General features: G+C 48.1%; 20 protein-coding genes. 18 read left to right on the top strand and 2 right to left on the bottom strand.

Translation table 11 applies throughout. From position 1 onward, the window contains the following. Positions 1-7: 7 nt before the first annotated feature. From cydB to nagE, 3 genes are all read left to right on the top strand, one after another. The gene (cydB, locus tag VN23_RS10120; protein ID WP_082752722.1) at positions 8-1,141 is read left to right on the top strand and encodes a cytochrome d ubiquinol oxidase subunit II; all 1,134 of its coding nucleotides are present in this window, start codon (positions 8-10) and stop codon (positions 1,139-1,141) included. A 63-nt stretch (positions 1,142-1,204) separates the two neighbouring features. After that, positions 1,205-1,354, top strand: a complete 150-nt coding sequence (gene cydX / locus VN23_RS10115) for a cytochrome bd-I oxidase subunit CydX (protein ID WP_062654873.1) — start codon at positions 1,205-1,207, stop codon at positions 1,352-1,354. Between the two features lie 585 nt (positions 1,355-1,939). Next, positions 1,940-3,952: an N-acetylglucosamine-specific PTS transporter subunit IIBC gene (gene nagE, locus VN23_RS10110; protein WP_046351221.1), complete on the top strand. Its 2,013-nt coding sequence runs from the start codon at positions 1,940-1,942 to the stop codon at positions 3,950-3,952. A 111-nt stretch (positions 3,953-4,063) separates the two neighbouring features. Here nagE and VN23_RS10105 read toward each other — a convergent pair whose 3' ends face one another. Continuing rightward, positions 4,064-5,044 carry a malate dehydrogenase gene (locus VN23_RS10105; RefSeq protein ID WP_046351222.1) on the bottom strand — a complete coding sequence of 327 codons (981 nt, stop codon included), beginning with the start codon at positions 5,042-5,044 and terminating at the stop codon, positions 4,064-4,066. 401 nt (positions 5,045-5,445) lie between these two features. Here VN23_RS10105 and VN23_RS10100 point away from each other — a divergent pair, with 401 nt between their 5' ends. From VN23_RS10100 to VN23_RS10035, 14 genes are all read left to right on the top strand, one after another. After that, positions 5,446-6,168 (top strand): GntR family transcriptional regulator, encoded by a 723-nt coding sequence (locus VN23_RS10100; protein WP_052746512.1) that lies wholly within the window; start codon positions 5,446-5,448, stop codon positions 6,166-6,168. 145 nt (positions 6,169-6,313) lie between these two features. Next, positions 6,314-6,688 carry a succinate dehydrogenase, cytochrome b556 subunit gene (gene sdhC / locus VN23_RS10095; protein WP_046351223.1) on the top strand — a complete coding sequence of 125 codons (375 nt, stop codon included), beginning with the start codon at positions 6,314-6,316 and terminating at the stop codon, positions 6,686-6,688. 67 nt (positions 6,689-6,755) lie between these two features. Further along, complete coding sequence (gene sdhD / locus VN23_RS10090) at positions 6,756-7,103, top strand: succinate dehydrogenase, hydrophobic membrane anchor protein (RefSeq protein WP_046351224.1); 348 nt, start codon at positions 6,756-6,758, stop codon at positions 7,101-7,103. A 3-nt stretch (positions 7,104-7,106) separates the two neighbouring features. Further along, positions 7,107-8,870: a succinate dehydrogenase flavoprotein subunit gene (gene sdhA, locus VN23_RS10085; protein ID WP_046351225.1), complete on the top strand. Its 1,764-nt coding sequence runs from the start codon at positions 7,107-7,109 to the stop codon at positions 8,868-8,870. A gap of 18 nt (positions 8,871-8,888) precedes the next feature. Continuing rightward, positions 8,889-9,590 (top strand): succinate dehydrogenase iron-sulfur subunit, encoded by a 702-nt coding sequence (locus VN23_RS10080; RefSeq protein WP_046351226.1) that lies wholly within the window; start codon positions 8,889-8,891, stop codon positions 9,588-9,590. A gap of 193 nt (positions 9,591-9,783) precedes the next feature. Continuing rightward, complete coding sequence (locus VN23_RS10075; protein ID WP_046351227.1) at positions 9,784-10,062, top strand: FAD assembly factor SdhE; 279 nt, start codon at positions 9,784-9,786, stop codon at positions 10,060-10,062. A gap of 1 nt (position 10,063) precedes the next feature. Continuing rightward, positions 10,064-11,350: a citrate synthase gene (gene gltA / locus VN23_RS10070; protein ID WP_046351228.1), complete on the top strand. Its 1,287-nt coding sequence runs from the start codon at positions 10,064-10,066 to the stop codon at positions 11,348-11,350. Between the two features lie 276 nt (positions 11,351-11,626). Beyond that, positions 11,627-14,449, top strand: a complete 2,823-nt coding sequence (locus VN23_RS10065; RefSeq protein WP_197433101.1) for a 2-oxoglutarate dehydrogenase E1 component — start codon at positions 11,627-11,629, stop codon at positions 14,447-14,449. Positions 14,450-14,546: 97 nt separating this feature from the next. Further along, the gene (gene odhB, locus VN23_RS10060; RefSeq protein WP_046351229.1) at positions 14,547-15,770 is read left to right on the top strand and encodes a 2-oxoglutarate dehydrogenase complex dihydrolipoyllysine-residue succinyltransferase; all 1,224 of its coding nucleotides are present in this window, start codon (positions 14,547-14,549) and stop codon (positions 15,768-15,770) included. A 128-nt stretch (positions 15,771-15,898) separates the two neighbouring features. Beyond that, a complete protein-coding gene (lpdA, locus tag VN23_RS10055; protein WP_046351230.1) occupies positions 15,899-17,335 on the top strand; it encodes a dihydrolipoyl dehydrogenase in 1,437 nt (478 codons plus the stop codon). A gap of 238 nt (positions 17,336-17,573) precedes the next feature. Beyond that, positions 17,574-18,743, top strand: a complete 1,170-nt coding sequence (gene sucC / locus VN23_RS10050; RefSeq protein ID WP_046351231.1) for an ADP-forming succinate--CoA ligase subunit beta — start codon at positions 17,574-17,576, stop codon at positions 18,741-18,743. A 22-nt stretch (positions 18,744-18,765) separates the two neighbouring features. Next, positions 18,766-19,650 carry a succinate--CoA ligase subunit alpha gene (gene sucD, locus VN23_RS10045; RefSeq protein ID WP_046351232.1) on the top strand — a complete coding sequence of 295 codons (885 nt, stop codon included), beginning with the start codon at positions 18,766-18,768 and terminating at the stop codon, positions 19,648-19,650. Positions 19,651-19,759: 109 nt separating this feature from the next. After that, a complete protein-coding gene (locus VN23_RS10040) occupies positions 19,760-20,518 on the top strand; it encodes a substrate-binding periplasmic protein (protein WP_156455176.1) in 759 nt (252 codons plus the stop codon). A 104-nt stretch (positions 20,519-20,622) separates the two neighbouring features. Further along, complete coding sequence (locus tag VN23_RS10035) at positions 20,623-21,363, top strand: substrate-binding periplasmic protein (RefSeq protein WP_046351234.1); 741 nt, start codon at positions 20,623-20,625, stop codon at positions 21,361-21,363. A gap of 49 nt (positions 21,364-21,412) precedes the next feature. On the opposite strand, the gene VN23_RS10030 is transcribed toward VN23_RS10035, so the two are convergent. Next, positions 21,413-21,835 carry a GFA family protein gene (locus tag VN23_RS10030; protein ID WP_046351235.1) on the bottom strand — a complete coding sequence of 141 codons (423 nt, stop codon included), beginning with the start codon at positions 21,833-21,835 and terminating at the stop codon, positions 21,413-21,415. A gap of 179 nt (positions 21,836-22,014) precedes the next feature. On the opposite strand from VN23_RS10030, the gene VN23_RS10025 reads away from it, so the two are divergent. Continuing rightward, positions 22,015-22,905: a DMT family transporter gene (locus VN23_RS10025; RefSeq protein ID WP_046351236.1), complete on the top strand. Its 891-nt coding sequence runs from the start codon at positions 22,015-22,017 to the stop codon at positions 22,903-22,905. Positions 22,906-22,958 lie beyond the last annotated feature (53 nt).

The raw sequence follows: 22,958 nt of genomic DNA, 5'->3' as shown, positions 1-22,958 counted from the left end.
GAAAATCATGCTTGATTATGAAGTATTAAAATTAATCTGGTGGGCTCTGATGGTTTTTCTACTCATCGGTTTTACGCTCACTGGTGGTTTTGATTTAGGTGTGGCGATTCTTTTGCCGTTTGTGGGCAAGACCGATGATGAGCGCCGCTTGGTGATTAATTCAGTGGGCCCAACTTGGGAAGGAAATCAGGTTTGGCTGGTGACGGTTGGGGCGGCGCTCTTTGCTGCCTGGCCGTTGCTTTATGCCGCCGCATTTTCGGTGATGTATGTGGCATTGATGTTTGTGCTGTTTGCTTTATTTTTGAGGCCGGCAGGGTTTGATTACCGTAGTAAATTAGCCGATCCACGCTGGCGCAATGGTTGGGATTGGGCTTTATTTGTGGGTAGTATTGTGCCAACACTCGTGTTTGGTGTGGCGATTGGTAATTTATTTATCGGCTTGCCATTTCAATTTGACGATAGCTTGAGGGTGAGTTACGCAGGACATTTTTATGACTTATTAAATCCCTTTTCCTTGTATTGCGGCTTAGTGGCGATTGCCATGCTGGTTTTGCATGGTGCAACGTTTCTGGCGGTCAAAACCAGGGATGCCGTGCAAAGCCGTGCAATCAGTGTGGCGATCTATACCGGATGCATAATGGCTATTTTGTTTGCCTTGGGCGGGGTATGGCTCAAGCAATTAGACGCTTGGCAGATTGTTAGCATGGGGGCGGTGGGCGATGTGTTAAATCCGCTGAATAAAACGGTTGCCATTGTGAAAGGGGCATGGCTAAGTAACTTTAACCTTTATCCTTGGGCTTGGCTCGTGCCGGGAGCGGGAGTGTTTGCTGCTCTTCTGGCGGCTTTCGCTAGCTGGCGGCGATATCAGTACACGGCCTTTATGCTTAGTGGCATAGCGAGTATCGGTGTGCTGTGTACTACAGCGATTGCTTTGTTTCCGTTTATTTTGCCATCGACTTTAGACGCGGCTTCTAGCCTAACGGTATGGGATGCGGTCTCAAGTAAAAAAACCTTGGGCGTGATGCTGGCTGTGGTGGTCATTTTTGTGCCGATTATTATGGTCTATACGGCTTGGGTGTATCGGGTGATGCGTGGGCCGGTGACCGTTGAGCGTCTGCAAAATGATACGCATAGTTATTAATGTATTTCCAAAAGCACTCGCCGTGGCGAGGTTTGAAGCAATGCACTCAAAGGAGTGGGCATAATGTGGTATTTTTCTTGGATACTTGGCGTAGGGCTGGCTTTGGCATTTGGCTTGATTAATGTGATGTGGTTTGAAAGCACCCATGCTTTTGGTGGTGAGAAAGAGAGCGAAGCGCAGGAGCGCTTTGAAAAATATGTAAAAAATAAGTGATTTAAGTCTTTCTTGTTTTATGTCAAATAAATATGTGTGTATTTAAAAAGAAACAGCCCGCTTGCGGGCTGTTTCTTTTTGCGTGTTGCAGATGGCTTTGTAATAATTTGTTGCAGTGGCTCATTATTCGTATTGCTACAAGGGAATTAATGTAAAGAAAGGTAAGTATGGGGTGAAATAATCTCGCCATTTGAGTTAGCTCAATACTGATAAACGATGAGTTCTGTAGATTTCAATATGCATAAATCAGTGATTGATAATGCGGTTTTTTGCTGTTGTTTATTTATAAAGCATTGGTTTGATGTGAATGAATTTTGCCTGATGATTTTAATGTGAAGCTTTAATCTTTTTCATGCTTTTGTTATTTGTTAACACAAGTCATTTTAAAGTACCGGCTTGTTTATCTTTTGATTGCCAATTACTACCGTGCAGTGAATAATCCAGCATGTTTGGCGATGTAAGGTGTATCGACTAGTTTCGTTTACGAGTTTTGCGCAACTTTGCCACCTTGCACTTCAAAATGGTTACTCAACGATTATAGCTACGCTGACACTCGTTGCTTGAGCAAGATAAAAAGGGGATGTGATGAATATTCTGGGCTATTTACAGAAAATCGGCCGTGCGCTGATGGTGCCGGTGGCAACGTTGCCAGCCGCCGCCATTTTAATGGGTATCGGCTATTGGATTGATCCAAATGGCTGGGGTAGCAATAGTGCATTAGCTGCTTTCCTGATCAAATCGGGCGCGGCCATTATCGACAATATGTCGATTTTGTTTGCCGTAGGTATTGCTTACGGTATGTCGAAAGATAAAGACGGTGCAGCCGCTTTGTCGGGTTTGGTTGGCTTTTACGTACTGACAACGTTGTTGTCTCCCGGTGCGGTTTCTCAGATCCAAGGTATTCCTTTGGATCAAGTGCCTAAGGCCTTTGCCAAAATCAACAACCAGTTTGTTGGTATTTTGGTGGGTGTAATTACTGCTGAGCTCTACAACCGCTTTAGCGGTGTTGAGCTGCATAAAGCCTTGGCTTTCTTTAGTGGCCGTCGCTTAGTGCCTATTGTCACTTCGGTGGTGATGCTGGTTGTTGCTTTCCCGTTGATGTACATCTGGCCAATCGTATTTAACGGTTTGGTGCATTTCGGTGAAAGCATTATGGGCATGGGCCCGGCTGGCGCAGGTATTTACGCCTTCTTTAATCGTCTCTTGATTCCCGTTGGCTTGCATCACGCTCTGAACAGCGTGTTCTGGTTTGACGTTGCGGGTATTAACGATATTCCTAACTTCCTGGGTGGCGCTAAGTCCCTTGCTGAAGGTAAGGCTGTATTGGGTGTAACCGGTATGTATCAAGCGGGTTTCTTCCCGATTATGATGTTCGGTTTGCCGGGTGCGGCGTTGGCTATTTATCACGCAGCTAAGCCGCAAAACAAAGCACGTGTTGCATCCCTGATGATTGCGGCTGCTTTTGCTGCGTTCTTTACCGGTGTGACTGAGCCGCTTGAATTCTCCTTTATGTTTGTCGCTCCTTTGCTTTACTTGCTGCACGCGGTGTTGACAGGTGTATCTGTTTATATTGCTGCGAGCATGCAATGGATTGCTGGTTTTGGTTTCAGCGCGGGTCTGGTTGATTTGGTGCTGTCGACTAAAAATCCGCTGGCTAAAGATATTCTGATGCTGATTGTGCAAGGGTTTGCATTCTTCGCTATTTATTACTTCAGCTTCCGCTTTGCAATCAAGTTCTTCAATCTGAAGACGCCGGGCCAGGAAGATGAAGAAGAAGGCGCGGCAGCAGATGATACGCCTGTTAGTGGTGATACAGATTCGCTGGCTCATGCGTATGTAAGCTTGATTGGTGGTGGCTCAAATGTTGTAGCCATTGATGCTTGCATTACACGTTTGCGTTTAACTCTGAACGATACCGCTGTTGTTGACGAGGCCGCCGCTAAGCGTCTTGGCGCTTCGGGTGTGATTAAGCTCAATAAGCAAAATATTCAGATTATTGTTGGACCTAAAGCTGAGCTGATTGCAACGCGTATGAGCCAGCTATTAGCAGGTAAAGGGATCAGTGCTGAGGCACCTGCAGCAGCGCCCGCTGCCAATGCGGTTGTTGCTCCGGTTGCTATTGCAAAAAAAGTAACGGGCGATTTGGTTTTACTTGCGCCAATGAGCGGTGAAGTGGTGACTTTACTGCAAGTGCCAGATGCGGCGTTCTCTAGTAAAGCCGTGGGTGAAGGTTTGGCGATTCGCCCGACTGGTTCGCTGGTGGTAGCGCCTGTGGATGGTGTGATTGCTAAAATCTTTAATACCAATCATGCGTTTGCATTGATTGCTGATAACGGCGCTGAGCTGATTGTGCATGTGGGCCTGGATACCGTGAAACTGGGTGGTAAGGGCTTTACTCGTCTGCTTGAGCAAGGCTCACGCGTGAAAGCGGGTGATGCTGTGCTAGAGCTAGATCTTGAATACCTGACCCAACATGCCGTATCTATCATTAGCCCTGTTGTATTGAGCAATGTGGATCAGTTTGATAGCGTGATTGATTTTGCAACAGGTCATGTAGAAGCAGGTAAAACAGCCCTGTATACCATTAAGGCGAAGTAAGCTTTAGTGGGTATCAAAAAGGCGAGCCCGAGGGTTCGCCTTTTTTTGTACCACTTAAACGCGGTGCACTTTATACAACAGGGGCTAGCCCCTGTTGGAAGCCAGATTCAATTAACCGAGCAAGTGCTTCACTGCATCGCGCTCTTCGGATAGTTCCTTCGCGCTGGCATCCATACGTGTGCGGCTAAAGGCGCTGATTTCCAAGCCTTCAACGATGGTGTATTTGCCATCTTTACATGTTACTGGGTAACCAAAAATCAGATCGCTATAGCCGTATTCACCATTTGCAGGTACGCCCATTGTGACCCAGTCACCATCTGCTGTGCCCAGTACCCAGTTACGGATATGGTCAATTGCAGCGTTGGCAGCAGAAGCAGCTGACGATAAACCACGCGCCTTGATAATGGCTGCGCCTCGCTGCTGAACGGTAGGGATAAAGTCAGCTTCTAACCATTTTTGATCGTTGATCAGGGCAGAAGCGCTTTGGCCTTTTACAGTTGCGTGGAATAGATCTGGGTACTGGGTAGCAGAGTGATTGCCCCAGATGATCATCTTGTTGACATCAGTGACTACGCTGTCTGTCTTTTGAGCGATCTGTGTCAGCGCACGGTTATGATCCAGACGCATCATGGCGGTGAAGTTGGCCGGGTTTAGATCCGGCGCATTCTTCATGGCGATATAAGCGTTGGTATTGGCTGGATTGCCCACTACTAGTACTTTTACATCACGTGATGCCACTTCATTCAGTGCTTTACCTTGCGCAGTAAAGATTGCACCGTTGGCTTCGAGCAGGTCTTTACGCTCCATGCCTGGGCCGCGTGGGCGTGCACCAACCAGAAGGGCGATGTCTGCATCTTTAAACGCTACTTTTGGATCATCACTTTGCACAATGCCTTGCAATAGTGGGAATGCGCAGTCATCCAATTCCATCACTACGCCGTTAAGCGCAGGCAGGGAAGGGGTGATATCAAGCAATTGCAGAATCACAGGCTGATCCGCACCCAGCATCGCGCCAGATGCAATACGGAATAAGAGGCTATAACCAATTTGGCCGGCAGCGCCGGTAACGGCAACGCGAATAGGTGACTTCATGTGGATGACTCCGATATTGGTTTGTGTGTGAGCGATGCAGGGGTGATTCAACTCTTACTTTAAAAAAGAAAGAACGACCGCTTCATACTACAAAAAACAGACACTTAAATAGCATGCTGCTTGGATAAGTTCACTCCTTATTCTTTGTAGTGCAAAACCCAAGCTGATCGTGTTGCTTTTTTGTTAAATGGCGATGCAACTACACCCCGCACGCTTATCTTTACACGGTTTAGAGTGTGTTTTAGCTACAGCATAAGTCTAGCGGTGAAAGTTTATCACGCGTCTTCACGCTTTGCGCGCGTTTTGCCAAGAGATGAAATATATTGTTGTGTATCTTTTGTCTTATATAAGACTGTAGTAGACTATGATGCTACAACATGATAAAAAGCAACCTATCCTCAATGAGCAAACTTGCAGCCATCCCTCTTTATCGTCAGGTTATTCGTGAAGTCACTACGGCGGTAGACGCCGGTGAGTGGGGGACTGATGAAAGTTTGCCGAGTGAAAATGATTTAGCGCACCGCTTTGGAGTCAGTCAGGGCACCGTGCGCAAAGCTTTAGATGTGTTGGTGGCCGATGGTGTGCTGTACCGGCGGCAAGGTGTGGGTACTTTTGTTTCTGATGCGAGCGATTTTCTCGCTCAGGCCATGTTTGTCCCTTTGTCTGGCTACGGCGGTGAAAAGCCAAAAATTGAAATGCTCGGTTGTGTGCGGATTCATGCGGGCGAGCAATTAGCAGAGATTTTAGGTTTAAGGCGCGGTGCAGCCTTGTGGCAAGTGCGGCGCTTATTACGCGTAGCAGGTGCTGTGATTGGCCTTGAAGAGATGTTTTTGCCAGAAGCCAATTTCCCGAATTTGGAAATGCGCAGAATTAGAGAGTTACGCGGCAATTTGCGTGAACTATGCTGGCGTGATTTTGGGATGCGCTTAAAAGATGGCGAAATACGCTATCGGGCCATTCCTGCCGCTAGTGCAGAAGCCAGATTGCTGCAAATTGAAGTGCACGAACCTTTGCTCCAGCTTGTGCGTTTAGCCAGAGATTTTGATGGCAAAGCGCAGGTTTGGAGTGTGGCTTGGTTTAGATCAGAGCAGTTGGCGTTTCAGGCGCCGCCTGAGCGAGCCTAGTTGAGCTGTAGGAAGGGTGAAACCCACCTAGGGTAGAGTTTGGTTGTTGAGTCAGTCAGTTAGTAAATGGCCGGTCAGTGTTGTGAGTGGCAGTGTTTTTGCTTGATGCTCGCTGACAGTAGTAAAACTTAAAGAGGAAGTGCGCATGCAAAAAACACGCCCCAAGCACCTGGATCTAGCGAAGATTCGTCTTCCCTTGCCAGGGGTTATCTCCATTCTTCATCGCGTCAGTGGCGCGCTGATGTTTCTGGCGATTCCCTTTATGCTCTACGCTCTGGAAGGCTCCCTGTCTTCTGCCGAGCGTTTTGATGCATTCAGATCCTGTATTTCACATCCCCTCATGAAAATTGCCCTCCTCGGTATTCTGTGGGCCTATCTGCACCATGTCTGTGCGGGTACACGATTCCTTTTCCTGGATATTCATAAAGGTCTGGATCTTCCAACTGCACGCCTCACCGCAAAATTGGTGCTGGTTGTGAGTCTGGCTCTGACCGTCGTGATCGGAGCGTTGGTATGGTAAATCATGAAGTAGTCGGGGCCTATTGCGGCCAGATCGGCTTGCTGGTGCTGTGTGATGGAGGAGTGCAATGATTAATCGTGAGGTAGTCGGAGCTCATTACGGCTTGCGGGATTGGTTGGTTCAGCGTGTTACCGCTGTGATTATGCTGGTTTACACCTTGGGTGTGCTTGCGTTTATTTTGCTGGCCAATGGCGCTTCATTTGAAGCCTGGCAGCAGCTTTTCGCCTTTACTTGGGTAAAAGTGGTCACAACAGTCAGCCTGTTTGCGTTGCTTTGGCATGCATGGGTTGGGATTCGTGATATCTGGATGGATTACCTGCAGCATGTTGGTTTGCGTTTAACGATGCACGTGCTCACGCTGTTATGGCTGGCAGGTAGCTTGGTTTATATGATTAAAGTTGTGTGGGGTGCATAAGCGATGACCGTTCCTATTCGTAAATTCGATGCTGTCATTGTGGGTGCAGGTGGCGCAGGCCTTCGTGCCGCATTGCAGCTCTCTGAAGCCGGTCTAAAAACCGCTGTTTTATCTAAAGTATTCCCAACCCGCTCGCACACCGTTGCGGCGCAGGGTGGTATTTCCGCCTCTCTTGGTAATGTCCAGGAAGACAAGTGGGAATGGCATATGTACGACACCGTTAAAGGGTCGGACTGGCTGGGGGATCAAGACGCCATCGAATTTATGTGCCGTCAGGCTCCCGAAGTTGTGGTTGAGCTTGAGCACTTTGGTATGCCGTTTGATCGTTTGGAAAACGGCAAAATCTATCAGCGTCCATTCGGCGGCCATATGGCCGATTTCGGCAAGACACCGGTGCAACGCGCCTGTGCTGCAGCCGATCGTACTGGTCACGCCATGTTACACACGCTTTATCAGCGTAATGTTCGCGCCAATACTCAATTTTTTGTGGAATGGATGGCGCTGGATCTGATTCGTGATGAAGCAGGCGAAGTGGTGGGTGTGACTGCGCTGGAAATGGAAACCGGTGAAGTGTCGATTATCCACGCCAAAGCCGTGTTGTTTGCTACCGGCGGTGCAGGTCGTATTTTCTCAGCGTCCACCAATGCCTTTATTAATACGGGCGATGGCCTCGGCATGACTGTGCGCGCAGGTATTCCGCTTGAAGATATGGAATTTTGGCAATTCCACCCAACTGGCGTGGCCGGTGCGGGTGTATTGATTACCGAAGGTGTGCGCGGCGAAGGCGGCATCTTGCTCAATTCTGAGGGCGAGCGCTTTATGGAACGCTACGCACCGAACGCCAAAGACTTGGCGTCCCGTGACGTGGTTTCCCGTGCAATGGCCTTGGAAATTCTGGAAGGTCGTGGCTGTGGTAAAGAAAAAGACCATGTATTGCTAAAGCTCGATCACTTAGGTCCGGACATCATTAAGCAGCGCCTGCCAGGTATTCGTGAAATTGCGATTAAATTTGCCGGTGTGGATCCAATTCAAGACCCAATCCCAGTTGTGCCAACATGCCACTATCAGATGGGCGGTATTCCGACCAACTATAAGGGTGAAGTGGTTGCGCCGATTGGTGACGATCCGGAAGTGCGCGTAAAAGGCTTCTACGCCGCTGGGGAGTGTGCTTGCGCTTCGGTGCACGGCGCGAATCGTTTGGGTACCAATTCACTGCTTGATTTGGTGGTGTTTGGTAAGGCGGCGGGTAATTCGATTATTGATTTCATCAAGAACGAGCGCCCGGAGCTACGCCCATTGCCAGCCAATGCGGCTGATTTCTCCCTTACTCGTCTGGCTCGTTTAGAAAATCAAACCGGCGGCGAAGAAGTGGCGGATGTGCGTAATGCTATGCAAAAAGTGGTGCAACTGCGTGCGGGTGTATTCCGTAACTCAGAGAACCTTGCCAAGGGCGTTGAAGAAATCAAAGCCGTGGCTGAGCGTGTGAAGCGCACGCAGATTAAAGATAAATCCAAAGTATTTAACACCGCACGTGTTGAAGCGCTGGAGCTGGATAACTTGATCGAAGTGGCTGTTGCTACCTTGATTTGTGCTGAAGCACGTAAGGAAAGCCGTGGTGCGCATGCGCACGATGATTTCCCTGATCGTCATGATGAGTGGATGAAGCACACGATGTTTGATGGCAAAACACGCACTTTGTCTTACAAGCCAGTTCATACCAAGCCGCTGACGGTCGATTACATCGCACCGCAAAAACGCGTTTATTAAGCATCAGGAGAGAACCCGATGAAGATGCATTTCAAGCTCTATCGCTACAACCCTGATGTGGACGCTAAGCCATACATGCAGGATTTTCACGTTGAACTCGAGCCATCCGACAAGAAGTTGCTCGATGGCCTGGTTCGCCTTAAGGCTCAAGACGATAGCCTGAGTTTTCGTCGCTCTTGCCGCGAAGGAATTTGCGGTTCAGACGCAATGAATATCAATGGTAAAAATGGTCTAGCCTGTATTACTGATATTGCCAGCCTGAAGCAACCGGTAGAAATTCGCCCGCTGCCAGGCTTGCCGGTGATTCGTGACTTAATCGTGGATATGACACAGTTTTTTAAGCAATATCATTCGATTAAGCCCTATGTGCAAAACGATAACCCACCGCCTGATCGTGAGCGTTTGCAGTCACCGGAAGATCGTAAAGAGTTAGATGGCCTGTACGAATGTATCTTGTGTGCTTGCTGTTCAACATCTTGCCCGTCATTTTGGTGGAATCCGGATAAATTTGTAGGCCCTGCTGGTTTGTTGGCAGCTTACCGCTTTATTGCCGATACCCGCGATGAAAAAACCAACGAGCGTCTGGATAATCTGGAAGATCCTTATCGATTGTTCCGTTGCCATAGCATTATGAATTGCGTTGATGTTTGCCCTAAGGAACTCAACCCAACCAAAGCCATTGGCAAGATCAAAGATTTAATGATTAAGCGCATGAGCTAATCAGCGGTAAAAAACATAAAGGTCTGTAGACACAGAGAACACAGAGAAAAAAAGAGGAAAGGTTTTTCTCTTTGCTTGAAGGTTTTGTATTTCTCAGTGGGCGCTGTGCTCTCTAGTCTTGTGTCTACAGACGTTTCTAGGTGTTTGTAAATATCCAATGCTCGATCGTAAGAGATGGTAAGGGTGGGCTTAGATGGATGAAATTGAATTGAAACGGATAGTCTGGCGTTCGCGCCGTGGCCTTTTAGAAGTCGATTTACAGTTGGAAAAATTTGTAAAAGAGGTGCTTCCGACTTTATCCAAGGCAGATTTGATTCTTTTTCAGGATCTTCTTTTACTGTCTGATAACGATCTGCTTGATTACCTGAATTGCAAGACAGAATGCCCAGACGAGCGGCTTAGACCGATGCTGGAACAAGTACGAAGCGCACAACGACAAGCGGTACAAACCGAAACCCCAGGAGCTATTTGATATGGAAAAGAAAGTCACACTGACTTACAACGACGGCAAAGATTCGCTAGAAATGCCCGTGTTGCCGAGTACGCTTGGGCCTGACGTGGTGGATATCCGCGCATTTTCCAAGACAGGTATGTTTACTTTCGATCCTGGCTTTTTGGCGACATCAAGCTGTGAATCCAAGATCACGTATATCGATGGTGATTTGGGCCAGCTTTACTACCGTGGTTACCCGATTGAGCAGCTTGCAGAACAAAGCGATTATCTGGAAGTGTGCTATCTGCTCATCAACGGCGAGTTGCCAACAGCAGAGCAAAGCGTTGTATTCAATAAGACCGTGATGAGCCACACCATGGTGCATGAGCAACTGACCCGTTTCTTTAACGGTTTCCGCCGTGATGCGCATCCGATGGCGATGATGGTGGGTGTGGTCGGGGCTTTGTCCGCTTTCTACCAAGATAGCTTGGATATCAATAATGAAGAGCACCGCAAAGTGGCGATGTTCCGTCTGATCTCTAAGATCCCGACCATTGCCGCAATGTGCTACCGCTACAACCAAGGCCTGCCATTCGTTTATCCACGTAATGACTTGAGCTACACCGCCAACTTTATGCACATGATGTTCTCGACTCCGTGCGAGAAATACGTGCCTAACCCTGTGCTGGTTCGCGCCTTGGATGTGATCTTTACCCTGCATGCCGATCACGAACAAAATGCGTCGACATCGACGGTTCGTTTGGCTGGCTCGTCCGGCGCTAATCCGTTTGCATGTATCGCAGCGGGTATCGCTTGCCTGTGGGGCCCGTCGCACGGCGGTGCTAACGAAGCCGTCTTGCTGATGCTGGATGAAATTGGCTCGGTCGATAAAGTACCGGCCTTTATGGAAGGCGTAAAAGCCAAGACTCATAAATTGATGGGCTTTGGTCACCGCGTATATAAAAATATGGACCCACGTGCCAGCGTGATGCGCCGTATTTGCTACGAAGTATTGAATGAAATGGGTCTGCAAGACGATCCTAAATTCAAACTGGCGATGGAGTTAGAAAGAATTGCGCTGGAAGACAGCTACTTTATTGAACGCAAGCTGTATCCAAATGTCGACTTCTACTCAGGTATTGTTCAGTCTGCATTAGGTATTCCTGTGCCGATGTTTACCGTGATCTTTGCACTGGCACGTACTGTGGGCTGGATCAGCCACTGGAATGAAATGATTGCGGATCCGGGCATGAAAATTGGCCGCCCGCGCCAGCAATACACTGGTGCGACCAAGCGTGATTACGTACCCGCAGATCAGCGCGGCTAGCAAACTACTGCGAACCCCAATGGCTGCGTTAAAAATCTCTCAAAATCCTCATTTACAAAAGTAAATTCCGGTTTTTCGAGATTGTGGCCGAGGCCCCCCTTGCGGATGCCTTGCCCTTGGGCTTCTCGCTACGTTTGTAACTTCTTTGGAAGTTTTGTAGGGCGGGCAAACCCCGCGGGGTTCACCCGCCCTACATTGTAATAGATTGGTTTTGAGCCGCCTCGCCAAGAGGCGGCGGTCTTGCATGGTGTTAAGCCTGCTAAATTACTGGATTTGATGACGGCGATGATGAGAGAGTTGAGGTCTAATTCCCACCTTTTTGGCGGGAATGCTCCTTTCGTTGAGGAGCTTTACGAGCAGTACCTGAGTGATCCACAGTCGGTTGATCAGGAATGGCGCTCCTACTTCGATAAGATGCAGCAAAGCCCTGGTGTGGTTGATCGTGATATTCCACGAGCACCAATCGAGGAATCCTTCCGCCAACTGACTCGCCAGCCCCGCTATGTACAGCAAGGTGGCGCAGTCGATGAAGAAGCTACGCGTAAACAGGTTAATCTGCTTCGCCTGATCTCTGCTTACCGCATTATGGGTTCGCGCCAAGCGAGTCTCGATCCTTTGCAGCGTATGGATCAGGCGCGTTTGCCCGAGCTAGATGCCAAGCACCATGGCTTTACCGATGCCGATATGGCAACCACCTTTGGTACCAATATTGCAGGGATGGAACGCGCCACCCTTGCCGAAGTGATTGCATTTTTAAAGCAAACTTACTGCGGTAGTATTGGTCTGGAATATATGCACATCACCAATGCAGAACAGCGCAAGTGGGTGCAGCAGTGGTTTGAATCCCGTCGCTCAACACCTGCCTACGGTATAGAGCAAAAAAAGCGCACACTGCAAAAAGTGACTGCGGCAGAAACACTAGAACAATACCTGCATAAAAAATACGTCGGCCAAAAACGCTTCTCGCTTGAAGGCGGCGATTCCATGATCCCTGCACTGGATTTCTTAGTGCAAGGAGCGGGCGCAGTGGGTGTGCAAGAAATGATTATCGGTATGGCCCACCGTGGTCGTCTCAATGTGCTGGTGAACACGCTAGGCAAACAGCCGCGTGATTTATTTAGCGAATTTGAAGGCCGCTCGGTCAGCGATTTGTCTTCCGGTGACGTGAAATACCATATGGGTTTCTCGGCGGATATCCCGACTCCCGGCGGCCCTATTCACTTAAGCCTTGCGTTTAACCCTTCCCACCTTGAGATCGTCAACCCTGTAGTTGAAGGCTCGGTGCGTGCGCGTCAGCAACGTCGCGGCGATAAGCTGGGTGTGCAAGTGCTGCCGGTACTGATTCATGGGGACTCGGCCTTTATTGGTTTGGGTACCAACCAAGGTACGTTTAACCTAGCCAACACCCGAGGCTACGGCACAGGTGGTACGGTGCATCTGGTGGTGAATAACCAAGTTGGTTTCACGACGTCCGATACCCGCGATACCCGTTCGACGATTTACTGTACCGATATCGCCAAAATGGTTGAAGCGCCGATTTTCCACGTGAACGGCGATGATCCTGAAAGCGTGATTCTGGTGATGCAAGCTGCGTTGGAATTCCGCATGAAATTCCACCGCGATGTGGTGGTGGATTTGGTGTGCTTCCGTAAGTTTGGTCACAATGAAGCGGACGATCCGTTTGTGACTCAACCGATGATGTACAAAAAAATTGGTCAGCATCCGGGCGCACGCAAGAAATATGCTGATCGCCTGATTGCCGAAGGGGTAGTTACGAGCGACGAAGCGGATAGCCTGATTCAGGAATATCGTGCAGCGCTGGATCGCGGCGAGCATGTAGAGCAAACCACGCTGACGGATTACAAGCGCTCGCACGCCATTGATTTTTCTCGCTATATGGGCGTGCATTGGCGTCATCCGGTGGCATCTGCTGTGCCGCAGGCTGATTTGCTGCGCTTAACTGAAAAATTCACCAAAATCCCTGATGATTTCAAGCTGCGCTCAAACGTAGAAAAAATCATTAAGGAGCGCATCGCCATGGTGAATGGCGAGCAGCCGGTTGATTTTGGTATGGCCGAGCATTTAGCGTATGCAACGCTGCTAACCGAAGGCTACGCCGTGCGTATCTCGGGCGAAGATTGCGGTCGTGGCACGTTTAATCATCGCCACGCTGTTTTACACGATCAAAATCGTGAGAAGTGGGATCAAGGCGTTCATATTCCATTGCAGCATCTGGCTGAGAAACAAGCCAACTTTACTGTGATTGATTCGATTTTGAACGAAGAAGCGGTGCTGGCTTTTGAATACGGCTATGCCTGCTCTGCGCCGGATGAGCTCACGATTTGGGAAGCGCAGTTCGGTGACTTTGCCAATGGCGCGCAAGTGGTGATCGATCAGTTTATTACTTCTGGCGAAACAAAATGGGGCCGCTTATGTGGCCTGACCATGATGTTGCCGCACGGCTACGATGGCCAAGGCCCAGAGCATTCTTCAGCCCGCGTTGAGCGCTATCTGCAATTATGTGCAGAGCACAATGTGCAAGTGCTGATGATGTCTGAGGCCGCGCAAATGTTCCACGCGCTACGCCGTCAGATGCTGCGCCCAAGCCGTAAGCCGCTGATCATCATTATGAGCAAAAAGCTCTTGAAAGCGAAAATGGCATCCAGCCCGATTGAAGACTTCACTAAGGGTGAATTCCGCTCGGTGATTGGCGATCAGGGTAATCTGGACGCGAAGAAAGTGAAGCGCGTCGTGATGTGTGCAGGTCAGGTGTATTACGACCTGCTGGCAGGCCGTTCGGAGCGCGATATTAAAGACATCGCGATTGTGCGTATCGAGCAGCTTTATCCCTTCCCAACGGAAGAGCTAAAAGCTGAAATCGAGAAATACCCGAACGCACGTGAAGTGATGTGGGTACAGGAAGAACCACGTAACCAAGGCGCATGGCATCAGATTCGCCATCGCTTAGAAGCGTGCATGCATCCTAAGCAAACCCTGCTGTATGCAGGCCGTACCTCGTCGGCGTCGCCAGCTGTGGGTTATATGAGTAAGCACACTGCACAGCTTAAATCCTTCGTTGAAGAAGCAATGACTCTGTAATTTAGGGCGGGTGAAAACCCGCCTTATTCAACATCTAATGGATAAACAGGGTGGTTTAACCCACCTGACCTACTCGCCAGATCCTTGGAGTTACAAAATGATTATCGAAATTACCGTACCGCAGTTGCCTGAATCCGTTTCTGAAGCTTCACTATTACAGTGGAAGAAAAAAGTAGGCGACGCCGTTGCCCGTGATGAGCAATTGATCGACATTGAAACCGACAAAGTGGTGTTAGAAATCGCCGCGCCACAAGCGGGTGTTCTGGTTTCGATTGTTCAGCAAGAAGGTGCAATTGTTGGTAGCTTGCAACTCATTGCAACAATTGATACTGAAGCGACTGTTGCTGCACCGGTTAATACTTCTACAGCAGCGGGCGAGCAAATCCGCGTTGATGCAGTGGCTAAAGAAGCCGGTGTTTCAGCCAGCGCGATTGGCTTTGGCACAGCAGTGATGCCAGCGGCTAAAAAACTGGCCGCAGATTCGGGTGTGAATCCGGCTGAAGTCGGCGGCACTGGCCGTGGTGGACGTGTATTGAAAGAAGACGTACAGAACCATTTGGCAAAACCAGCAGCATCGGCAGCGCCTGCATCGGCACCTGTTGCCGCACAGCAGCAGGGTGATCGTACGGAGCAACGCGTGCCGATGAGCCGTTTGCGTGCGCGTGTGGCCGAGCGCTTGCTCGAATCGCAACAAACTAACGCGATCCTGACCACATTCAACGAAATCAATATGAAGCCGTTGATGGATCTGCGTAATAAATACAAAGATAAATTTGAAAAAGACCACGGCGTGAAGCTGGGCTTTATGGGCTTCTTTGTTAAAGCTGCGGTTCACGCGTTGAAAAAATTCCCGATTGTGAATGCATCCGTTGATGGTAACGATATCGTTTACCACGGCTACTTTGATATCGGCGTGGCCGTAGGTAGCCCGCGTGGTCTGGTGGTGCCAGTGATTCGTAATGCGGATCAGCTGAGCCTAGCTGAAATCGAAAAAACCATTGCAGACTTCGGTAAGCGTGCGCAAGCCGGCAAGCTGGGCATTGAAGAGCTGACGGGTGGTACTTACACCATCTCTAACGGCGGTACTTTCGGTTCGATGATGTCGACACCGATTATCAACCCACCACAATCTGCCATTCTGGGCATGCACGCGACCAAAGAGCGTGTAGTGGTAGAAAACGGTGAAATGGTGATTCGCCCGATGATGTATCTGGCCCAGTCTTACGATCACCGCATCATTGATGGTCGCGAAGCTGTGTTGTCGCTGGTTGCCATCAAAGAAGTGATTGAAGATCCAGCGCGTTTGCTGCTTGATATCTAATTAATGTGAATGTTGTAGGGCGGGTTAGCGGCTTTATCGCGTAACCCGCCGTGGCATATCGCTAAATATTGAATCACAGAGTCGGGGCGTTGATCACGCCCTTGCTCTTTCTCAAAGGTTTCCAAACCATGAGCAAAGAATTTGACGTTGTTGTAATCGGCGGCGGCCCTGGTGGCTATGTGGCTGCGATTCGCGCCTCACAGCTGGGCTTTAATACTGCATGTATCGATGCAACTAGCGATAAAGATGGTAAGGCGAGCTTGGGTGGTACGTGTTTGAATGTGGGTTGTATCCCTTCCAAGGCACTGCTGCAATCGTCAGAAAACTACTTCAATGCGGCGCATCATTTTGGCGATCACGGTATCTCTACCGGCACGCTAAAAATGGACGTGTCCAAGATGCTGGCGCGTAAGCAAGACATCATTACCAAAAACACCGGCGGCATTGCTTACCTGTTCAAAAAGAACAAAGTGACGTCTTTCCACGGCATGGGCGCATTTAAAGCCAAAGCGGGCGAAGCTTACGTGCTGGAAGCCAAGCTTGCCGATGGGTCGGTTGAAGAAATCACCGCTAAGCACGTCATTATTGCGACGGGCTCTAGCGTTCGCCAATTGCCAGGTGTGACCATCGACAATCATCTGGTGCTGGATAACGAAGGCGCGCTGGCGATTCCTGCTGTGCCAAAACGCCTTGGCGTGATTGGTGCTGGCGTGATCGGCTTAGAAATGGGCTCGGTCTGGAAGCGTCTGGGTAGTGAAGTGACTGTTCTTGAAGCGATGCCGACTTTCCTTGGTGCCGCGGACGAGCAAGTGGCCCGCGAAGCTAAGAAATTCCTGACTAAAGAAACTGGTCTGGTGATCAATACGGGCGTTAAAATCGGCGAAATCAAGGCCGGTAAAAAAGACGTCACCGTAAACTGGACCGATGTAGCAGGTAGCGAGCAAGTCAGCGTATTTGATAAGCTGGTTGTGGCGATTGGCCGCGTGCCAAACACATCTGGCCTGAACGCAGATGCCGTTGGCCTGAAACTGACTGAGCGCGGCCAGATCGAAGTCAACGACGATTGCCAAAGCAATTTGCCTAATGTTTGGGCGATTGGTGATGTGGTTCGTGGCCCGATGCTGGCGCACAAAGCGTCTGACGAAGGCGTGGCTGTGGCTGAGCGTATTGCTGGCCAGCATCCACATATCGACTTTAACAATATCCCTTGGGTGATTTACACCAGCCCAGAAATTGCTTGGGTAGGGCAGACCGAAGAGCAACTTAAAGCCGCTGGCGTTGAATACAAGAAAGGTCAATTCTTGTTCTCCGCCAATGGCCGTGCTTTAGCGCTAGGGGAGGCTAAGGGGTTTGTTAAAATGCTGGCGGATAAGAAAACCGATCGTATTTTAGGTGTTCATATCGTTGGGCCATTTGCTTCAGAGTTGATTGCTGAAGCGGTCGTTGCGATGGAATTTAACGCATCGTCAGAAGATATTGCCCGTATTGTTCATGCTCATCCATCTTTGTCTGAAGCCTTGCACGAAGCGGCTTTAGCATGTGATAAGCGTGGGTTGCATAGCTAAAAAAGGCATGAAAAACCTGTAGACACAGAGCAAAATGAGGACACGGAGTACACAGAGAAAAACAGAATGACCTGTGTATGGTTTGCCGCTTTCTCAGCCCGCTCTGTGTTCTCTTGGTTTTCTCTGTGTCTACAGAAGTTTTTAGAATTTTTAGAAGTTTTAGATCGTTTTCATCACTCAATATGTTTTACGGTATGCGGCCGATTTGCATATCCTCTTTCCTTACAAAGGGTCTCAGATGAATCTTCATGAATATCAAGCCAAGGAATTATTGGCTAAATACGGTCTTCCAGTACAACGCGGTATTTTGGCTCACACTCCAGAAGAAGCAGCTGCTGCCTACGATGCACTGGGTGGTAAATTTGCGGTGGTTAAAGCGCAAGTTCATGCGGGTGGCCGTGGTAAAGCGGGTGGCGTTAAAGTGGTTAAATCCCGTGAAGAAGCCGCTGAAATTGCTAAAGGCTTGATCGGCAAAAACCTAGTGACTTACCAAACAGATGCAGCGGGTCAGCCTGTGCATTCAGTATTGGTTTGTGAAGATATGTACCCGGTTCAGCGCGAGCTTTACCTTGGCGCGGTGGTTGATCGCTCAAGCCAGCGCGTGGTGTTTATGGTTTCCACCGAAGGCGGTGTTGAGATCGAAACTGTTGCTGAAGAATCCCCAGAAAAAATCATCAAAGTAACCGTAGATCCATTGGTTGGCATGCAGCCATTCCAAGCGCGTGATTGCGCGTTTGCTTTGGGTTTAGAAGGCAAGCAAGTTGCTCACTTCGTTAAAATGATGTTGGGCGCGGCTGAGGCATTTATCGCTAATGATTTCGCGCTGTTTGAAATCAACCCACTAGCTTTGCGTGAAAACGGCGAATTGTGCTGCGTTGACGCTAAGGTTGGCCTTGATTCTAACGCGCTGTATCGCTTGCCAGAATTGCTGGCTCAACGCGATAAATCGCAAGAAAACGAGCGCGAAGTTAAAGCATCTGAGTTCGAGCTGAACTACGTTGCGCTGGAAGGTAATATCGGTTGTATGGTGAACGGCGCTGGTCTTGCAATGGCCACAATGGACATCATCAAGCTGAAAGGCGGCCAACCGGCTAACTTCTTGGATGTAGGCGGTGGTGCAACTAAAGATCGCGTAATCGAAGCCTTTAAGCTGATCTTGGCTGATGATTCGGTGAAGGGCGTGCTGATCAATATCTTCGGCGGTATCGTTCGTTGCGACATGATTGCTGAAGCAATTATTGCGGCAGTGAAAGAAGTGAATGTGACTGTGCCGGTTGTGGTGCGTTTGGAAGGCAATAACGCGGAATTGGGCGCTAAGCTTCTGAACGAATCAGGCTTGAAGCTGACATCGGCTCAAGGCTTGAACGACGCAGCCGAGAAAATCGTTGCTGCTGTTGCCGCACTGTAACACTTGCTGAAAGGAAAAAATAATGAGCGTTTTAGTCAATAAAAACACCAAAGTATTGGTGCAAGGTTTCACCGGTAAAAACGGTACATTCCACGCAGAACAAGCATTGAAGTGTGGCACGAAGGTCGTTGGCGGTGTAACACCAGGTAAAGGCGGCTCACGTCACCTTGATCTGCCAGTGTTCAACACCATGAAAGACGCGATGCGCGAAACCCAAGCGGATGCAACAGTGATTTACGTACCGGCTCCGTTCGCTAAAGATTCGATTCTGGAAGCGATTGATTCGGGTATTCAGCTGATCGTATGTATCACTGAAGGCGTGCCAACACTGGATATGCTGTACGTGAAAAAAGCGGTTGATGAAGCCGGCATCCGTCTGATCGGCCCTAACTGCCCAGGTATTATCACTCCGGGCGAATGCAAGATCGGTATTATGCCTTGGCATATCCATCAGCCAGGCCGTATTGGTATTGTAAGCCGCTCCGGTACTTTGACTTATGAAGCTGTAGCGCAAACTACCGCGCTGGGCTTGGGTCAATCTACATGTATCGGTATCGGTGGCGATCCAATTCCAGGCTTGAGCCATATCGACGCACTACGCTTATTCCAAGACGATCCTGATACCGATGCGATCATCATGATCGGCGAAATCGGCGGCTCGGCTGAAGAAGAAGCCGCTGAATTTGCTCAGTCTTATGTGACTAAGCCAGTGGTTGGTTATATCGCTGGTGTTACAGCGCCTAAGGGCAAACGCATGGGCCACGCTGGTGCGATTATCTCTGGCGGCAAAGGCACTGCAGAAGAAAAATTCGCAGCGTTTGAGCGTGCAGGCATCGCCTACACACGTAGCCCAGCTGAACTAGGTTCAACCATGCTTGAGCTGTTGAAATCTAAAGGCATGATTTAATTCTCTTTTTGAATTAAATATTTCAAAACCCCGGAAGCAATTCCGGGGTTTTTTCTTGGCCGATCATCAGAGCGATTCCGTGTTTATTGGGCTAATCTGATAGCTCTAAGTGAATGCGGGGCAGAGGCTGGCAATGAGAATCGCTCTATGTTTATTACTCTGTATTTTATATAGCACGACGCTATATGCAGATGAAGTCACTGTTTTTGCCAGTGATGATTACCAACCTATCACTTTTAGAAATGAGCAGGGCAAAGAAGATGGCATAGCGTATGTGCTTATCAAACACTATGAGCAATTGAGCGGTAATAAAGTTTATTTAGATATGGCATCTTGGAAACGATCATATTCGCTGGCAGAAAAAGGCAAGGGCGGCATTATTGGCTTATCCAAAACCAAAGCGCGATTAGAAATATTTGATTATTCTGAGCCTTTTTATGAGTCCATTGTGGGGCTTGTGGTTAAAAAAGGCCGGGAATTTCCTTTTAATTCAGTGGCAGATTTAAAAGGAAAACGTATTAGCGTTACCAATGCCGCCAGTTACGGGGAAGAGTTTGATCATGCGCGGCTTGCTGGCTTGTTTTCCGTTGATGTGAATTATGCATCTGATGTTCGTCTTAAAAAGCTGCTTTATGATCGGGTAGATTGTGCTGTGGTGAATAATGGCGATCAGGGGCTAGAAGTCATTTTAAAAAAAGATCCTGATTTGTTGAATAAACGTGATCAATTTGTTTATCTGTCCAAGCCATTAGTACGGGACCCACTCTACCTTGCTTTTCATAAGTCAATGAAGATGCAGGGCTGGTTAATAGAGTTTAATCGCGCGATAAAAGATGCAAAGCTAAAAGGTGTGATACCTAACCCCTGATTATTTTGTCGTTTAGTCGGCGCTTTATAATCATGTCTGAATTTAAAAGCAGGATGATCTGCTAGTCTGGATGAAGCATGGGCTGATGGCGTAAGGAGGGGAATATGAAGTATTTGAAGCAACTCTGGTTTGTACTGCTGATTACGCCGCTTGCCTATGCTGAGGCGCTTACGATTTATGCTAATGAGGAATACCGACCCATTATCTATAGGAATGCTCAGGGGCAAGCTTCGGGTGTTGCTTATGAGTTATTGCTGCGTCACGAGCAACAGACGGGCACTAAAGTGACTTGGGAAATGGGCTCTTGGCGGCGGGCTTATGAGTTAGCATTAAAGGGCCGTGGTGGCATTATCGGGTTATCTAAAACAAAAGAGCGCTCGGCAATATTTGATTACTCCGATCCTTTTTTTGAAGTTGCAATTAGCATTGTGGTAAAAAAAGGCAGAGAATTCCCTCTTCATTCAATAAACGATTTAAAAGGGAAATTAGTGGGCGTCACGAATGGTGCTAGCTATGGGCCGGATTTTAATTCAGCACTTGCCCAGAAAATATTTACTGCTGATTTTAATTATTCATCCAGCGCTCGGTTTAAAAAATTACTGCATGATCGCGTGGATTGTCTGGTACTTGCTACCGGACGGCAGGGGCTTTTGCTGGCTTTAAGTGCAGACCCGGAGTTACAAGCTCATCGTGAGCAATTTGTACTGCTAGAGCCTCCTCTAGCTTATGATCCCTTATACCTTGGGTTTCATAAATCAATGAAGATGAAGGGTTTTCTTCTTGAGTTTAATAAGACAATTAAAGCCGCTAAAAATAGTGGCTTGCTGTTAAAAGCCAAAGATTAATGGAAATAGCGAGAGAATTGAGTTTTACTTCAAATCTCTCGCTCGGCTGTTATTTTTCGCTTGGTGCATATAAAGCAAATACTTCAGCTTCGGTCATATTGTGCGTTGCGTTGCTAAAATCATAGAAAGCAGGTTTCTTATCGATGAATATCTGATGATCAAAGACCAGATCATCTCGCTCATCAAATAGGCCCACCGGCATAATAAATTGCTGTGCTTCCTTCAATAAATAGAATAAATGACTGCCGCATTTTTTACAAAATCCACGTTCAGCCCATTCAGATGAGGCGTAGCTGTTGATTGCGTCTTTTCCTGTAAACATCACTTCACTGCCACAATCGACGGTTAAAAACGGGCCGCCAGTCCATTTTCGGCACATCGCACAGTGGCAAGCCCCTACTTTATTGCTCATTGTTTTCGCGCTAAATTGCACTGCACCGCATAAGCATGCGCCTTTGTATTCTTTAGCCATGATGCTCTCTTAAGAAGGATTGGAGTTCCAATTCTATCTCTTTGCGTAAATTTCATGTATGTATTTTGTATGAATAAAGCGCTATTTGCTATTTTTAAAGATCAGAGAGAGCAATACACAATAGCCAGTGGGCCTAAATCATTGCTAGTCTTGGCTTTCTCAAATAAGGAGGGTTTGTTTTGACTCAACAGCAAAAAGCGTATGCCTGTGGTTTGGCTGCTGTTTTGGCATGGTCTACAGTGGCCACTGCATTTAAGCTTAGCCTTGCGCATTTAAGCCCAGCTCAATTATTACTTTATGCCAGTGCCGCTTCATTACTCGCACTATTATCCATTTTGTTTTACCAAGGGCGTTTAAAAGAGCTGCTGCCTGCTTTTTTTAAAAATTGGCGTATTTCTTTAGTATTTGGGATTATTAATCCTTTTGCCTATTATTTGATTTTATTTAAAGCCTATGCCTTATTGCCTGCTCAAGAAGCTCAGGCAATTAACTATACGTGGGCTTTAACAATGACGTTGCTGGCCGTGCCATTTTTAAAACAGGTGTTGAAAAAGAATGATATCTGGGCTGCTTTATTCTGCTATACGGGGGTGTTGGTTATTGCTACCCGGGGAGACCTACTCCATTTGAATTTTTCAAATTTAAATGGAGTAGGTTTAGCTTTGATATCTACTTTGTTGTGGGCAGTATATTGGATTTTTAATACTAAAGATCAGCGTGAGCCTGTATTAGGTTTGGCGCTTAATTTTGCAATTTCTCTGCCTGTTACTTTGATTTGGTGTGCGATTCATGGTGAGTTAACCCGTGTGAGCTGGCAAGGTTTAGCGGGGGCAATTTATGTGGGGGCGTTTGAAATGGGCTTTACTTTTGTATTGTGGTTGTTTGCCATGAAGCTTACAGAGAGCACGGCTAAAATTGCGAATCTTATTTTCTTATCTCCTTTGATTTCATTGTTTTTCATTTGGTTTTTAATTGGTGAGCGTATTTTTATTTCTACTTTGTTTGGTTTGGGTCTTATTTTATTGGGTCTGCTGATCCAAAAGTTGCCACGTTCAGAAATGATAGGCTGACTTCAGCGTGTTTTAAGGTGCGGTGTCATGCTTGTTTGCAGCCACATGGACCT

The sequence above is a fragment of the Janthinobacterium sp. B9-8 genome (assembly GCF_000969645.2).
In the GTDB taxonomy this organism is placed as follows: domain Bacteria; phylum Pseudomonadota; class Gammaproteobacteria; order Burkholderiales; family Chitinibacteraceae; genus Iodobacter.
This window is presented reverse-complemented; position numbering and strand designations above follow the sequence as displayed.

Coding starts and splice junctions, on each gene's coding strand:
- cydB (WP_082752722.1), top strand. CDS start 8: ATGCTTGATTATGAAGTATTAAAATTAATCTGGTGGGCTCTGATGGTT.
- cydX (WP_062654873.1), top strand. CDS start 1,205: ATGTGGTATTTTTCTTGGATACTTGGCGTAGGGCTGGCTTTGGCATTT.
- nagE (WP_046351221.1), top strand. CDS start 1,940: ATGAATATTCTGGGCTATTTACAGAAAATCGGCCGTGCGCTGATGGTG.
- VN23_RS10105 (WP_046351222.1), bottom strand. CDS start 5,044: ATGAAGTCACCTATTCGCGTTGCCGTTACCGGCGCTGCCGGCCAAATT.
- VN23_RS10100 (WP_052746512.1), top strand. CDS start 5,446: ATGAGCAAACTTGCAGCCATCCCTCTTTATCGTCAGGTTATTCGTGAA.
- sdhC (WP_046351223.1), top strand. CDS start 6,314: ATGCAAAAAACACGCCCCAAGCACCTGGATCTAGCGAAGATTCGTCTT.
- sdhD (WP_046351224.1), top strand. CDS start 6,756: ATGATTAATCGTGAGGTAGTCGGAGCTCATTACGGCTTGCGGGATTGG.
- sdhA (WP_046351225.1), top strand. CDS start 7,107: ATGACCGTTCCTATTCGTAAATTCGATGCTGTCATTGTGGGTGCAGGT.
- VN23_RS10080 (WP_046351226.1), top strand. CDS start 8,889: ATGAAGATGCATTTCAAGCTCTATCGCTACAACCCTGATGTGGACGCT.
- VN23_RS10075 (WP_046351227.1), top strand. CDS start 9,784: ATGGATGAAATTGAATTGAAACGGATAGTCTGGCGTTCGCGCCGTGGC.
- gltA (WP_046351228.1), top strand. CDS start 10,064: ATGGAAAAGAAAGTCACACTGACTTACAACGACGGCAAAGATTCGCTA.
- VN23_RS10065 (WP_197433101.1), top strand. CDS start 11,627: ATGACGGCGATGATGAGAGAGTTGAGGTCTAATTCCCACCTTTTTGGC.
- odhB (WP_046351229.1), top strand. CDS start 14,547: ATGATTATCGAAATTACCGTACCGCAGTTGCCTGAATCCGTTTCTGAA.
- lpdA (WP_046351230.1), top strand. CDS start 15,899: ATGAGCAAAGAATTTGACGTTGTTGTAATCGGCGGCGGCCCTGGTGGC.
- sucC (WP_046351231.1), top strand. CDS start 17,574: ATGAATCTTCATGAATATCAAGCCAAGGAATTATTGGCTAAATACGGT.
- sucD (WP_046351232.1), top strand. CDS start 18,766: ATGAGCGTTTTAGTCAATAAAAACACCAAAGTATTGGTGCAAGGTTTC.
- VN23_RS10035 (WP_046351234.1), top strand. CDS start 20,623: ATGAAGTATTTGAAGCAACTCTGGTTTGTACTGCTGATTACGCCGCTT.
- VN23_RS10030 (WP_046351235.1), bottom strand. CDS start 21,835: ATGGCTAAAGAATACAAAGGCGCATGCTTATGCGGTGCAGTGCAATTT.